Annotated in this window: 11 protein-coding genes; 6 read left to right on the top strand and 5 right to left on the bottom strand. The window is 71.1% G+C overall.

The genetic code is table 11. From position 1 onward, the window contains the following. Nucleotides 1–88: 88 nt before the first annotated feature. On the bottom strand, nt 89–2,248 hold the full coding sequence (locus tag AB0K18_RS49485) for an MMPL family transporter (RefSeq protein WP_364929922.1): 2,160 nt from the start codon (nt 2,246–2,248) through the stop codon (nt 89–91). A gap of 113 nt (nt 2,249–2,361) precedes the next feature. Between AB0K18_RS49485 and sbnB the strand changes: the two genes are divergently transcribed. Beyond that, complete coding sequence (sbnB, locus tag AB0K18_RS49480) at nt 2,362–3,387, top strand: 2,3-diaminopropionate biosynthesis protein SbnB (RefSeq protein ID WP_364929919.1); 1,026 nt, start codon at nt 2,362–2,364, stop codon at nt 3,385–3,387. 115 nt (nt 3,388–3,502) lie between these two features. Next, nucleotides 3,503–7,057, top strand: coding sequence for a DNA polymerase III subunit alpha (gene dnaE / locus AB0K18_RS49475; protein ID WP_364929916.1), 3,555 nt, complete (start codon nt 3,503–3,505; stop codon nt 7,055–7,057). 44 nt (nt 7,058–7,101) lie between these two features. Here the strand turns inward: dnaE and AB0K18_RS49470 are convergent, their stop codons facing one another. The 4 genes from AB0K18_RS49470 to AB0K18_RS49455 all read right to left on the bottom strand — a co-directional run bounded on the left by AB0K18_RS49470 (nt 7,102) and on the right by AB0K18_RS49455 (nt 10,401). After that, the gene (locus tag AB0K18_RS49470; protein ID WP_364929913.1) at nt 7,102–7,680 is read right to left on the bottom strand and encodes a hydrolase; all 579 of its coding nucleotides are present in this window, start codon (nt 7,678–7,680) and stop codon (nt 7,102–7,104) included. A 5-nt stretch (nt 7,681–7,685) separates the two neighbouring features. Then, nucleotides 7,686–9,005, bottom strand: coding sequence for an MFS transporter (locus AB0K18_RS49465; protein ID WP_364929911.1), 1,320 nt, complete (start codon nt 9,003–9,005; stop codon nt 7,686–7,688). Between the two features lie 107 nt (nt 9,006–9,112). Continuing rightward, nucleotides 9,113–9,553, bottom strand: a complete 441-nt coding sequence (locus AB0K18_RS49460) for a MarR family transcriptional regulator (protein ID WP_364929908.1) — start codon at nt 9,551–9,553, stop codon at nt 9,113–9,115. Nucleotides 9,554–9,843: 290 nt separating this feature from the next. Next, nucleotides 9,844–10,401 carry an NAD(P)H-dependent oxidoreductase gene (locus tag AB0K18_RS49455; protein WP_364929905.1) on the bottom strand — a complete coding sequence of 186 codons (558 nt, stop codon included), beginning with the start codon at nt 10,399–10,401 and terminating at the stop codon, nt 9,844–9,846. 122 nt (nt 10,402–10,523) lie between these two features. Between AB0K18_RS49455 and AB0K18_RS49450 the strand changes: the two genes are divergently transcribed. The 4 genes from AB0K18_RS49450 (at nt 10,524) to otnC (ending at nt 14,651) form a co-directional block, all read left to right on the top strand. Then, nucleotides 10,524–11,465 (top strand): AraC family transcriptional regulator, encoded by a 942-nt coding sequence (locus AB0K18_RS49450; protein WP_364929903.1) that lies wholly within the window; start codon nt 10,524–10,526, stop codon nt 11,463–11,465. 208 nt (nt 11,466–11,673) lie between these two features. Continuing rightward, the gene (locus AB0K18_RS49445; protein ID WP_364929900.1) at nt 11,674–12,714 is read left to right on the top strand and encodes a hypothetical protein; all 1,041 of its coding nucleotides are present in this window, start codon (nt 11,674–11,676) and stop codon (nt 12,712–12,714) included. A gap of 87 nt (nt 12,715–12,801) precedes the next feature. Then, complete coding sequence (gene otnK / locus AB0K18_RS49440) at nt 12,802–14,034, top strand: 3-oxo-tetronate kinase (RefSeq protein WP_364929898.1); 1,233 nt, start codon at nt 12,802–12,804, stop codon at nt 14,032–14,034. Further along, the gene (gene otnC, locus AB0K18_RS49435) at nt 14,031–14,651 is read left to right on the top strand and encodes a 3-oxo-tetronate 4-phosphate decarboxylase (RefSeq protein WP_364929895.1); all 621 of its coding nucleotides are present in this window, start codon (nt 14,031–14,033) and stop codon (nt 14,649–14,651) included. The genes otnK and otnC overlap by 4 nt, the downstream gene beginning before the upstream one ends. The last annotated feature ends 1 nt before the right edge of the window (nt 14,652 follow it).

The following is a 14,652-nucleotide window of genomic DNA, read 5'->3' as shown; positions in this document are numbered from 1 at the left end:
CGCGCTGCTCGTGCCCGGAATGCGCGAGCAGCAGTGGGGCGCGATCGTGCACGTCTCGTCGCCGGCGGACCCCCCGCGTGCGGCCACCTCAGTCACCTGTCCGCGCCGACTGACCGACCTCGATGAGCGGTCGCGGCGCGGGCTCCGCCTCCCGCAGCCCGAACCGGGCATGCAGGCGGCGCAGCGGCGCCGGGGCCCACCAGTTGGCCCGGCCCATCAGCGTCATCACCGACGGCACCAGCAGGCACCTGACGAGGGTGGCGTCCACCAGCACGGCCACGAACAGGCCGATGCCGATCTGCTCGATGTCACCCATCCTGGCCATGCCGAACGTGCCGAACACCACCAGCATCAGCAGCGCGGCCGAGGTGATGATCCGCCCGGTGTCGCGCACGCCGGCCCGGACCGCCGCGCGGGTGCCGAGACCCTCGTCCACGTGCTCCCTGATCCGGCCCAGCAGGAACACCTCGTAGTCGATCGAGAGACCGAACGCGAAGGCGAAGATGACCGCGAGAGCGAACGGATCCAGCCCTCCGACGGTCAGCGTGTCCAGCGCACCGGACAGCCAGCCGTCCTGGAAGACCAGCACGAGCACCCCGAACGTGGCGCCCAGCGAGACCACCGCCATGGCGACCGCGGTCAGCGGCACCAGGATCGACCCGCTGAGCAGGAAGAGCAGCACCAGCATCGCGGCGGCGGTGACGCTCAGCGCCACCGGCATGCCGTCGCGCAGCAGCGCGTTGACGTCCACCAGCTCGGCGGCCTGGCCGGCGACCCAGATGCGGAAGTCGCCCGGCCGGTCCGCGCGGACCCGCTCGACCAGCTCGCGGGCGGGCGGCCCCTGGGTGTCGCCGCGCACGGCCAGCGCCACGGACGACAGTCCAGGGCCGTCGGGCCGCGCGGTCTCCACGCGGACGACCGCCGGATCGCTCTTCCAGCGCTCCGCCCACTGCTGCAGCCGCTCCGGCTCGGTCCGCGCCAGCACGAGCACGGCCGGCCGGTCGGTACGCCCGTACTTGGCCGCCAGCACGTTCGTCACCTGCACCGACTCCAGATCGGGCGGCAGGATCTTGGTGCCCGACAGGGCGAGCTTGGCGCTCAGCATCGGCGCGCCGAGCGCCACCAGCACGACCACGATGCCCACCGCGACCAGCACGGGGAAGCGCTGCACCCGGCTGATCAGCCGCTCGAAGAACCCGCCGACGCGGTCCTCACCGCGCAGCGCCCGCCGCGAGGGGTGGATGCGCCCGCCGAACAGCCGCATCAGCGCGGCCACCATGGTCAGCGCGGTCAGCATGGCGACCAGCGAGACGGCGGCGCCGCCCGCGGCGACCGCGCGCAGGCCGACGGCGTTGAACGCCATGAGCCCGGTCAGCGCCGCCGCGACCGTCAGCGCGCTGAACATCACCGTGCGCCCGGCCGTGGCCCAGGTCCGCTCGACCGCCTTGGCACGCTCCTCCAGGCTGATCCGCGTGCCCCCGGCCGCCGCGGCCCGCCGGTACGGGCGTACCAGCTCCTCGCGGTACCGGCCGACGAGCAGGAGGCCGTAGTCGATGCACAGGCCGAGCCCGAGCAGGGTGACCACGGTGGTGACGTTGCCGTCCAGCGGGATCACCTGCGAGATGGCCAGCAGCACCGCGAAGGCCGCGCCGACGCTGACGATGGTGGTGATCAGCGGCAGCCCGGCCGCGACCACCCCGCCGAAGACGATCACCAGGGCCACGAACGTCAGCGGCAGCGCCTTGAACTCGGCGTCCCGCATGTCGGTCTGCGCGGCCATCTTGGTCTGGTACCGCAGCCAGGCGTCACCGCCGATGCGCACCCGCGCGCCCGGCAGGCCGTCGCCGGCGCTCCTGAGGGCGTCGGCGACGCGTAAGGCGGTCGCCTCCTCCCCGGTCTTGGAGATCCCCGCGGCCAGCATGACGCCGCTGCCGTCGGAGGCGGTGCGCGGCTCGTCCACGCCGGTGACGCCCTCCAGGCCGCGGACGGCGGCGGCGGTACGGGCCAGCGCGGCTTCGGTCGCCTCCGCCGCCGGATCCACGCCCTCGACCAGCAGCACGACCTGCGAGCCGCCCTCGCCCAGCAGCTGCCTGGCCTGCAACGACTCGGGGACGTTCTGCTGCTGCACCGCGGACATCCCGCCGACGACCGACCCGGCCGCGGCGAAACCCGCCACCATCAACAGGAGGGAGGCGATGAGCACTTTCCAGCGGTGCTGGAAGCAGAACTTCCCTATCGATCTCGTCATGCACCCACGATGCCCGCGCCCGGCAGGGCCGTCAGTGGAGCGATGCCCTGACTTCCGGTGGGCCTAGACCTAATTCCCTCTCGAGTTCCCCTCTCAGAACAGGAGCCCCGCACATGGATGCGTCACCGTCCTTCGCCGTCATCCCGGGAGCGCAGGTGCACCGCGCGCTGTCGGGTGACGAGACCGTGGTGATCGACGTGGTGCGCCGCGCGTACGAGCTGCACGGCGCCGGCGCCACCGTCAACCCCGACTCCTTCTTCCTGCGCTTCCCCGACCGGCCCTCCTCGCGCATCATCGGCCTGCCCGCGTCGGTCGCGGGCGACGTCGGCGTGCACGGCATCAAGTGGATCTCCAGCTTCCCCGGCAACGTCGCCACCGGGCTGCCCAGGGCGTCGGCGGTGCTGGTGCTCAACGACGCGGAGACCGGGTACCCGTTCGCCTGCCTGGAGAGCTCGATCATCAGCGCTTCGCGTACGGCTGCGTCGGCGGCCCTGGCGGCGGCCGAGCTGAGCGCGGCGCGGGGGCGGCTCCCGGCCCGGGTGGGGTTCGTGGGCACGGGGCTGATCGCCCGGTACATCCACACCTATCTGGTGGCGGCCGGGTTCTCCTTCGACGAGGTGGGCGTGCACGATCTGGTGGCGGGGCACGCGCGGGGGTTCTGCGACTATCTGGAGCGCGCCGGGGCCGGCAAGGTCCGGGTCTGCGACACGGCAGAAGAGCTCATCCGCTCGTACGAGCTGGTCGTCTTCGCCACCGTCGCCGGCGAGCCGCACGTCACCGACCCCGCCTGGCTGGCGCACGACCCGCTGGTGCTGCACGTCTCGCTGCGCGACCTGTCGCCGGAGATCATCCTGTCGGCGTGGAACGTGGTGGACGACGTCGAGCACTGCATGAAGGCCGGCACCTCGCCGCACCTCGCCGAGCAGCTGACCGGGCACCGGGACTTCGTCGCGGGCACGCTGTACGACGTGCTCACCGGCGCGCTGCGGCCGCCCGCCGACCGGCCGGTGATCTTCTCGCCGTTCGGTCTGGGCGTGCTGGACCTGGCCGTCGCCAAGCACGTCTACGACACCGTCCGCGACGCGCGGGAGCTGGCCACCGTCCCCGATTTCTTCCACGAGCTGACGCGCTACGGCTGACCTCAGCCGATCGGGTCACGGCCGTCGCCGCAGACCCCTCCGGCGCTCCGAGTGAGGGCTGGGACGGAATAGGCTCATGCGGTAAGTCTGGCCGGGGCGAAGGTTAGGGGACCGGGTGAGCAAGTCCTTCGTGCACCTGCACGTACACACCGAATACAGCATGCTCGACGGCGCGGCGAAGCTGAAGCCGCTGTTCAAGGAGGCCGAGCGGCTGGAGATGCCGGCCATCGCGATGAGCGACCACGGCAACATGTTCGGCGCGTACGAGTTCCAGAAGGTCGCCTCGGGCTCCCCGGTCAAGCCGATCATCGGCATCGAGGCCTACGTCGCGCCGGAGAACCGGTTCGTCAAGAAGCCGGTCTTCTGGGGGCAGCGGGCCGAGACCGGCGTGGCCGACGGCGAGGGCGGGAAAGACGTCTCGGGCGGCGGCCGGTTCACCCACATGACGATGTGGGCCAAGGACGCCGACGGGTTGCGCAATCTGTTCCGGTTGTCGTCGCTGGCGAGCTTCGAGGGCTACTACTCCAAGCCCCGCATGGACAAAGACCTCATCTCGCAGTACGCCTCGGGCATCGTCGCCACCACCGGCTGCCCGTCGGGCGCGGTGCAGACCCGCATCCGCCTCGGCCAATACGACGAGGCCGTGCGGGTGGCCGGCGAATACCAGGAGATCTTCGGCAAGGAGAACTACTTCCTTGAGCTGATGGACCACGGCATCGACATCGAGCGCGAGGTCCGCCAGGATCTGCTGCGGCTGGCCAAGCAGCTCGACATCCCGCTGCTGGTCACCAACGACTCCCACTACGTCACCGAGGACCAGGCCGACGCGCACGACAGCCTCCTGTGCGTCGGCGTGGGCAAGAACAAGGACGACCCCAACCGCTTCCGCTTCAACGGCTCCGGCTACTACCTCAAGCCGGCCGACGAGATGTACCGCCTGTTCCCCGAGCTGCCCGAGGCGTGCGACAACACGCTGCTGGTCGCGGAGATGATCGGCGACTACGGCGACGTGTTCGCCCACGTCGACCGCATGCCCGACTACCCCGACGTGCCCGAGGGCGAGACACAGGAGTCGTGGCTGCGCAAGGAGGTCGAGCGCGGCCTGGAGGAGCGCTACGGCACGCCCGTCCCCGCCGAGGTGATGGAGCGCTACGAGACGGAGATGAAGGTCATCGGCCCGATGGGCTTCTCCTCCTACTTCCTCGTGGTGGCCGACATCTGCCGCTACGCGCGCGAGAACGGCATCCCGGTCGGCCCCGGCCGAGGCAGTGCCACCGGCTCGATCGTGGCCTACGCCACCCGCATCACCGAGCTCGACCCGCTGGAGCACGGCCTGCTGTTCGAGCGGTTCCTCAACCCCGAGCGCATCAACCCGCCCGACATCGACCTCGACTTCGACGACCGCCAGCGCGACCGCATGGTGGCCTACGTCACCCAGAAGTACGGCAGCGAGTACACCGCCCAGGTCAACACGTTCGGCACGATCAAGGCGAAGGCCGCCGTGAAGGACGCCAGCCGCATCCTCGGCTACCCCTTCGCCATGGGCGACAAGATCACCAAGGCGATGCCGCCGGACGTCATGGGCAAGGGCGTGCCGCTGGCCGACCTGTTCAACGAGGAGCACCCCCGCTACATCGAGGGCACCGAGATCCGCGCCCTCTACGACTCCGACCCCGACGTCCGCAAGGTCATCGACACAGGGCGCGGCATCGAGGGCCTGATCCGCGGCACCGGCGTGCACGCGGCGGCGGTCATCCTGTCCTCCACGCCGCTGCTCGACCTGATCCCCATGCACATGCGTGACAAGGACGGCGTGGTCATCACCGGGTTCGACTACCCGTCGTGCGAGGACATGGGCCTGGTCAAGATGGACTTCCTGGGTCTGCGGAACCTGGGCATCATCGACCACGCCATCAAGATCATCAAGCAGAACCGCGGCATCGAGCTCGACACGCTCACCATCCCGCTCGACGACGCCACCACCTACCAGCTCATGGCCAGGGGCGACACGCTGGGCGTGTTCCAGCTCGACGGCGGGCCCATGCGCTCGCTGCTCAAGCTCATGGAGCCGACCCGGTTCGAGGACATCGCGGCGGTCCTCGCCCTCTACCGGCCGGGCCCGATGGCGGCCAATGCCCACACCAACTACGCCCACCGCAAGAACGGCCGCCAGGACATCGAGCCGATCCACCCCGAGCTGAAAGAGGCGCTCGAGCCGATCCTCGGCCCCACCTTCCACCTGCTCGTCTACCAGGAGCAGATCATGGCGGTGGCCCGTGAGCTGGCCGGCTACTCGCTCGGCGGCGCCGACCTGCTGCGCCGCGCCATGGGTAAGAAGAAGCCCGAGATCCTGGCCAAGGAGTTCGAGAACTTCCAGGCCGGCATGCGCGGCAACGGCTACTCCGACGCGGCTATCCAGGCGCTCTGGGACGTCATGCTGCCGTTCTCCGGCTACGCCTTCAACAAGTCCCACACCGCCGGCTACGGCCTCGTCGCCTACTGGACCGCCTACCTCAAGGCCAACTACCCCGCCGAGTACATGGCCGCCCTGCTCACCTCCGTCGGTGACGACAAGGACAAGGCGGCCGTCTACCTCGCCGAGTGCCGCAAGATGGGCATCCAGGTGCTGCCGCCCGACGTCAACGACTCCCAGCTCGACTTCGTCGCCGTCGGTGACACCCAGGTCCGCTTCGGCATGGGCGCCGTACGCAACGTCGGCGAGAACGTCGTGGACGGCGTCGTCAAGGCCCGCACCGAGAAGGGCCGCTTCACCGACTTCAACGACTTCCTCGCCAAGGTGCCGCTGACCGCCTGCAACAAGAGGGTCATCGAGTCGCTGATCAAGGCGGGCGGGTTCGACTCGCTCGACCACCCGCGCAAGGGCCTGCTGATGATCCACGAGCAGGCCGTCGAGTCCGTCATCGACATCAAGAAGAACGAGGCCCACGGCCAGGACTCCCTGTTCGGCGGCCTGGCCGACGACGGCGACGACGAGGTGTTCTCCATCGCGGTGCCCGAGGGCGAGTGGGACAAGAAGACCAAGCTCGACTTCGAACGTGAGATGCTCGGCCTCTACGTGTCCGACCACCCGCTGGCCGGCACCGAGCGGCTGCTCGCCCGCAACCGCGACACCACCATCGCCGACCTGCTCGACAGCGGCCGCGAGGACCGCGGCGACGTGCAGGTCGCGGGGCTCGTCACCAAGGTCGACCGCCGGGTCAACAAGGCCGGCAACACCTGGGCGATCATCACCGTCGAGGACATGGACGCCGCCGTCGAGTGCCTGTTCTTCCCGCGCAACTACGAGCTGTACGGGCCCGAGCTGCGGCCCGACATCGTGGTGTCCGTACGCGGCCAGATCAACAACCGCGACGGCGCGATCAGCATCTTCGCCCAGGACATGACGCTCATCGACGTCTCCGGCGTCAACAGCGAGAACGGCGCCCCGATCACCCTGCAGCTGCGCGAGGAACGCATCACGCCGAGCCTCCTCGACGAGCTCCGCCAGGTCCTGAAGACCCACCAGGGCCAGGTCCCGCTCCAGATCAACCTGCGCCGCCCGGCTGGCAAGACGATGGTGATGGCCCTGCCGGAGTGGCCGGTCAACGCCGCACCCAGCTTCGCCGCCGACATCAAGGCCCTCCTGGGCCCGGAGGCCATCTCCCTCTAGCGGGTTCCCGCCGCCGCCCTCACGCAGGGCGGCGGCGCGGCGCTTCAGCCGGTCTTCGCCAGGAGGGCGAGGATGTCGGCGGTGGTGCCGGTCTCTCCCAGGCGGGGGAAGATGCGCTCCACGCTGTTACGGTGGGCGTCGGCGTTCAGGTCGGTCATCGCGTCCACGGCCAGCGTGACGTGGTAGCCGTGCTCGTACGCCGCCCGCGCCGTCGACTCCACGCCGATGCTTGTGGCCACGCCCGTGAGCACGATCTGCGTCACGCCCCGGCGGCGTAGCCGCAGGTCGAGGTCGGTGCCGTAGAAGGCGCCCCAGTTCCGCTTGGTCACCACCACGTCGTCAGGGCGGGTCAGCTCGGGGGCGAGCTCGTCCCAGCCCTGGGGTCGCGGGCCGGTGGCGCCGCCCGCCTCCGTACGGCCCGGGGCGGCGTCGGAGCCGTCGGCCGCGACGGTCACGCGTACCAGGACGACCGGCAGCTTCTTCGCACGGAACGCGTCGGCCAGCTCGACCGTGCGCGCCAGCACGTCGGCCGCGCCGTGCGGGGTGCCGGGCAGGGCCAGGACGCCCTGCTGCAGGTCGATGACGACCAGCGCGGTACGCGGGTCGAGGGTGGTGACGGCCATGATGGTTACCTTTCCGCGGTGCCGACGCGGCGCAACGACCGGTCGGCGAGGGTGAGTGCGAGCAGCAGGACGGCGACCACCGCGAGCAGCACGCTCAGGCCGTGCAGCCCTGCGGTGGTGGCGCCGTCACGGAAGAAGGCGGCGTTGGCGGCGGCGGCCAGCAGCGCGCCGATGTACATGAAGGTGCGCAGCAGCCCGGCCGACGAGCCCATGCGGTCGGGGTCGGCCTGGGCGTACAGCGCGTTCTGGTTGCCGAGGCCGATCAGGCCCTGCGAGATGCCGAGGACGCCGCCGATGAGCACGAGCAGCCAGACCGGGCTCGCGGCGTGCAGGCTCAGCATGGAGACGCAGCCCACCACCTGCACGGCGGCGCCGATCACGAGCTTGCCGCGCACCCTCGCGTTCCTGCTGGCGATCGCGGTGGCGATGATCGCGGTCACCGACAGGGGCAGCAGGAGCAGGCCCGCCTGCGACGGGCTCAGCTCCCGGCTCTCCTCCAGCCACTGGCTGAAGCCGTAGAGGAAGGCGTAGCTGGTGGTGAAGGCCAGCACCTGACGTCCGTACGTGGCCAGCAGCGCGGCGTTGCCCCGCAGCACCCGCAGGTCGATGAACGGTTCCGGGCGCCGCAGCTCCCACCAGGCGAACGCGGCGCCCAGCACGGCCGCGACCCCGACCAGGTAGAGGTGGCCGGCGCCCGGCTCCATCAGGAACAGCATGAACGCGGTCAGCATGCCCGCGAACGACAGCATCCCCGGCAGGTCCACGCCCCCGCCCGGCTGGGTGCGCAGCGTGGAGCGGCGGGGCAGCCGCAGCGCGCCCAGGACCAGGCAGGCGAGGGCCAGCGGCACGTTGACGGCGAAGATGAGGTGCCAGCCGCCCAGCCCGATCAGCAGCCCGCCGAACGTCGGCCCGACGACCGCGATGACCTGGTTGGAGATGGACAGCAGCGCCAGCACGCCGCCGGGGTTGCGCATCCCGGTGCGCTCGGCCTCGCTGCGCAGCAGGAACATCGAGGCCGGGTACGCGGCGCACGTGCCGAAGCCGAGCAGCACCCGGGAGACGATCAGCAGGCCGAGGTCGGGCGCGAACAACGCCATCGCCCCCGCGATGCCGACCAGCGCCGTGCCCAGCAGGTAGAGCAGGCGCGGGCCGTACATGTCCACCAGCCGCCCGATCACCGGCTGCCCGACGGCGGTGGCCAGGTAGAGCCCGGACACCAGCCACGCCGTCTCCGACGGCGGCGCCCCGAACGCCACACCGATCGGGATCAGCGCGACCGCGAGCATCGAGGAGTTGATCGGATTCAGGATCGACCCGAGGATCATCGGTGCGATGAGCCGCCGATCAAACCCCTGAGAACCTTCTTCGGCACCCCCGCCTGCCGCCGCCGTCGACCGACGCCACCGCAGGCGGAGCCAGTCGGTGGGGCGGGTCACGAGTGTGCGACCTCGTCCAGGAGGGCCATCGCTGTGATCACCGCGCGGATCTGCTCCTCGCTACCCCGCTCGCGCAGGGTCGCGGCGAGCCAGGCCTGGCGTGCCTCGCGGTCGCCCTGGCGGCGGGCCGCGCCCTGCTCGGTCAGCGTGATGACCTGGCGGCGGCCGTCCTCGGGGTCGGGGTTGCGTTCGACCAGCCCGGCCTGCTCCAGCGAGACGACGATCTTGGCCATCGACTGCGGCCTGACGCGTTCCGCGGCAGCCAGCTCGCTGGCGGAGGCGGGGCCGTGCTTGCTGAGCCGGGTGAGCACGGACGCCTGCGCCGGGGACAGCCCGCCCCCCGACGGCAGGGACTCCAGCCTGCGGCGCAACCGGCCCAGCACCACCCAGGTCTCGGTCGCGGCCCGCGTCGCCAGGAGTGTTTCGTCCTCATCCATCACCTTTTCACCCTAAAAAGGACAGCCTGAACTGTGCAACTCAGGGTGAACAGTTCAGGCTGTGTGCTGCGTCTCAACCCAAGAGGGGACGCCGCTGAGGGTGTGGGGGTGACGTGCCGCGTGCCCGCCGGGCGGGACGTTGTCCCGCAGCTAGACCGCGCCCGGCCCGGCGGGGGCCATGGTGATCCTGCGGGCGGGCGCGGTCGCCCCGGCTCGTGAGGGTGCGGTCCCGTGCTCAGGATCGTGCTCTCCTAGAGGGGGCGACTGTTCGGAGAAATACCTCTTTTTGGTCATCCTCTCAGCGGCTGCAGCGCGGCGTCCCACTCCAGCAGCTGGTCGAGCATGGTGTTCAGCCGTTCCTCGTGCGCGGCGGCGGGCCTGAAGTCGGAGAAGTTCTCGAAGTCGGTGGCGACCGAGAGCGCGACGTACATCTGTACGGTCGCCACCCGCAACGTCGCCAGGATGTCCCGCAGGTGCCCGACGGACCGCACCCCACCGTCCACCCCATAGCTGACGAACCCGGCCGCCTTGTTCGCCCACTCCTCGTACAGGAAGTCGATCGCGTCCTTGAGCACGCCGGGGATCGAGTGGTTGTACTCGGGCGTCACGAACACGAACGCGTCCAGCGGCGCCACGGTCGCCGACCAGCTCTTGGTGTGATCGTGGTGGTAGACCCCGGCGGCCGCGGGGGTCGGCTCGTCCAGGTGACGCAGGTCGTAGTCCTGCAGATCGAGCACCTGGTACTCGGCGTCGCCGCGCTTGGCCGCCAGCTCGTGCACCCAGCGTGCCACCGCCTCGCCGTTACGTCCGGGACGGGTGCTGCCCAGGATGATGCCCACCTTCGGCATGTCAACGTTCCTCTCTCAACGGGTTTTCAGTCCGCTGACCACCGTAGGCAGTGGTGCTGAGATGGTGAATGCGCTGGTATCCACGTTTTATACGTCAGCGTCTACGCCCTTAGACTGCATGCATGGATCTCCTGAGCGACGTCGTCGCCCTCATGCGGACCGGCCGCCCGATCTCGGCCCGCATCTCCTGGCGCGCCCCCTGGAGCCACGCGTTCCCCTCCGCCCCCGGCTCGGCCAGCTTCCAGATCGTGCTGCGCGGTTCCTGCTGGTTCGTCCCGAGCACGGGCGAGCCCATCCCGCTCAGCGTGGGCGACGTGGTGTTCCTTCCGCACGGCGACGCGTACGGGCTGACCGACGACCCGGACAAGCCGCTGCCACCGCCCGGCGGCTGCAGCCACGACGACCCCGAGCTGTTCACCTCGGCGGGCATGGGCGGCACGGGCGCCGAGACCGTCACCCTGACCTGCGGCTACCGGCTCGACGGCCGCGTGTCGCACCCCATCCTGCGCTCACTGCCGCCCGTGATCCACCTGCCCGCGACCCTCGGCTGCCACCCCGAGCTGCGCGCGGCCGTCGAACTGCTGGCCGGCGAGATCGACAACCCGCGTCCAGGCGCCGACACGATCGTGACCTCCCTGCTCGACGCCGTGCAGCTCTACGTCCTGCGCGCCTGGTTCAGCTCCAACGAGCTCTGCACGTGCGGAGGCTGGGCCGCCGCGCTCTCCGACCCGGCCATCGGGCCCGCGCTCGACGCCATGCACCGCGCCCCCGACCGCCGCTGGACGGTCGAGTCGCTGGGCGCCCAGGCGGGCCTGTCGCGGGCCGGCTTCGCCCGCCGCTTCACCGAGCTGGTGGGGACGCCGCCGCTGGCGTACCTGACGTCGTGGCGGCTCGCGACGGCGGCGCGGCTGCTGCTCGAATCGGACGCGCCGGTCTCCGAGGTGGCCGAGCGGGTCGGTTACGGCTCGGAGTTCGCCTTCGGCAACGCCTTCAAGCGCGAGTACGGCGTCGCGCCCGGCAGGTTCCGCCGCCAGTCGCTGGCTCCAGGTGGTGACGCGGCGTAGGACGTGCTCGACGGGGCGCCGCCACCCGCTCGGCGGCGCGCATCTGGAGCGTGAACGAGTACCCGAACAGGAACGAGAAGATGATGTAGAACTTCGTCAGCACCAGCGCGTGATGGCCGTGGCCACCGCGCCGACCAAAGCATGCCGTGGCATCACGATTGGTGGGGTCTTTGGGGCAGAAGGTGAGGGGCTGCCCCACAATGGGGGGATGGCATACCCTCCGCAGCCGCAGCCCCCACAGCCTGGCCCGTGGGGCGGCGCGCCAGGCCAGGGCGCGCCGCAAGGGTACGGCCCCCCGCAGCCCTACGGCCCACCCCACCCGAACCAGCCGGCCCAGCCGGGCCAAGGGCAACCCGATCATGGCCGGCCCCAGCCCGGATACGGCCGGCAAAATCACGGGCAGCAGGGTTATGGGCAGCAGGGTTATGGGCAGCCCGGCCCGGGGGCCACGCAGCCCGGTCACCATCAGGGCGCCTACACCCAGCCCGCCTACCAGCAGCAGGGCTACGGCCAGGGCGGGCCTCCCTACGGCCCTCCGGCCGGTTCGAGCAGCGGCAAGGGCGTCCTGATCGCCGTCCTGAGCCTGGTCAGCCTCATCGTGCTGGCTCTGGCCGGCATCGGCACCTACCTCTACCTCAACCGCGACGACCCCACGGACAAGGTGGCCCTGCCCACGACCTCGTCCACCCCGAAACCCTCGGGGACCGAGGAGAAGACGCCCGGCCCGTCCCCGTCCCCCACCACGACCTCGTCCAGGAAGCAGGTCCAGCCCGGCTCCCCCATCACCGACGACGAGTTCGACGACTGGAACTTCGCGATGGGCACGGTCAAGTTCAAGGCGAACAAGGTCGCCGGCTGGACCTACGACACGTGCACCCCGGTGGACGGCAAGGGCGGCGTCCTGCGCAAGAACAAGTGCGAGCGCGCGGTCCAGCTCGCGTACTCGGCCTACAACGGCCACCTCAAGGCGGTTCAGCTGATCATGGAGTTCCCCAGCGACCAGGCCGCCAAGACCACCGCCGACCGCCTGTCGAAGCTCTCGTCGGACGCGGTCACCTGGCGCCAGGACAAGGCGCACTCCGACTACGTGTACGGCAAGATCCTCTCGGGCGCGTCCAAGAAGTACGTGGTGGTGACCATCGTCACCGCCGACAAGACAGCCGGGGAGAAGGCCCCGGGCTTCCACGCGTACCTGCAGACCGACCACACGTCCTACTTCAGGATCCGTGACGCCACGATCACGAGCTGACGACGCCGCCCCGTCGTCATAGATCCACTTTCGCGCCGATAACGTCGGCTTCATGTTCGACCACCTCCCCCGCACCGAGGGGCGTCCATGATCGGCGCCATCGCCGACGACTTCACCGGCGCCACCGACGTGGCCGTGGCGATGCGCCGCCGCGGCCTGCGTACCGTCCTGTACTTCGGGCTGCCGCCCCAAGGCATCGAGCCGCCCGAGCACGACGCCGTCGTGATCGCGCTCAAGACCCGTACGATGCCCAAGGCCGACGCGGTGGCGCGGTCGCTGCGCGCGCTGCGGTGGCTGCGAGCGCACGGCGCGGCGCGGCAGGTCTACTTCAAGTACTGCTCGACGTTCGACTCCACCCGCGACGGCAACATCGGACCGGTGCTGGACGCGCTGGCCGACGCCATGGAGGTGCCGCTGGTCGCGATGACGCCCAGCTCGCCCGAGCACGGCCGCACGCAGTACAACGGCTACCTGTTCGTCGGTGACGTGCTGCTGGGCGAGTCGCACATGCGCGACCATCCGCTCACGCCGATGACCGACTCGTACCTGCCGCGGCTGCTGGAGGCGCAGAGCGCGTACCGGTCGGGGGTGGTGACGCTCGGCCAGGTACGCGGCCACGCGGTCGAGCGGCGGCTGGCCGAGCTGCGCGAGCACGGCGTGCGCTACGTCTTCGTGGACGCCCTGGAGGACTCCGACCTGGAGGTGTCGGGGCGGGCGCTGGCGGGGGCGCGGCTGGTGGCGGGCGCGGCGGGGCTGGCCGGCGGGCTGGCGGCGGCGCACGCGCGTGCCGAGGGCGGCGAGCCGCCCGCGCCAGATCCTTCCGGGCCGGCCGCGGTGCTCGCCGGCAGCTGCTCGGCCCGTACGCTGGAGCAGGTCACCGTCATGATCGAGGCGGGCAGGCCGGCGTACCGGCTGGACGCGCTGGCCGACCGCGACCCGGCCTCGCTGGCCCGCGGCGCCCTGGCCTGGTACGACCGGCTGCCGCCCGGCACGGGCGCGCCCCTCATCTACTCCTCGCTTGAGCCGGTGGCGCTGCGCCGCGTCCAGCAGGCGCTCGGCACAGAACGCTCGGCCACGATCCTGGAGCACGCGCTCGGCGCCGTCGCCCGCGGCCTGGTGGAGCGGGGCGTCACCCGGGTGATCTCGGCCGGCGGCGAGACCTCGGGCGCCGTGGTGAGCGCGCTCGGCGTGCCGGGCGGCGTGATCGGCGCGGAGGCGGCGCGCGGCGTGCCGTGGATCCACGCCCCGAACGGTTTCTCGCTGCTGCTGAAGTCCGGCAACTTCGGCGAGCCCGGCCTGCTGCTGGAGGCGTCCCGATGACCTTCGAGAAGGAACGCCTGAGCATCGTGGCCGCCGCCCGTTCGCTGTTCGCGCGCGGCCTGACCCACGGCAGCACCGGCAACCTGTCCGTACGCGTCGGCGACCGCGTCCTCGTCACCCCCACCGGCTCCAGCCTGGGCACGGTCGAGGCCGCCGACCTGTCGCTGATCGACCTGACCGGCGCGCACGTGGGCGGGCCGAAGCCGTCGAAGGAGGCGTTCCTGCACGCCGCGCTGCTGCGGGCCAGGCCGGACGCGCAGGCGGTGGTGCACACGCACTCCACGTACGCGGCCGCCGTGTCCTGCATGGACGGCCTCGACCCGGACGACGCGCTGCCGCCGCTGACCGCGTACTTCGCGATGCGGGTCGGCCGGCTGCCGCTGCTGCCCTACTACGCGCCGGGCGACGCGGCGCTGGGCCCGGCCGCGGAGGAGAAGGCGCGTACGCACCGGGCGCTGCTGCTGAGCAACCACGGCCCGATCGTCGCGGGCGCGAGCCTGGGCGCGGCCCTGGACGCCGTGGAGGAGCTGGAGGAGACCGCCAAGCTCTTCCTCCTCCTGCGCGGTGTGCCGACCCGCCCGCTCACCCCGGAGCAGCGCGCGGCACTGGGCGGGTGAC

Origin of the sequence: Nonomuraea sp. NPDC049421 (genome assembly GCF_040677005.1) — a bacterium.
Lineage (GTDB): Bacteria > Actinomycetota > Actinomycetes > Streptosporangiales > Streptosporangiaceae > Nonomuraea > Nonomuraea salmonea.
The sequence above is the reverse complement of the archived record's forward strand: the minus strand, read 5'-3'. Positions and strand labels throughout refer to the sequence as shown.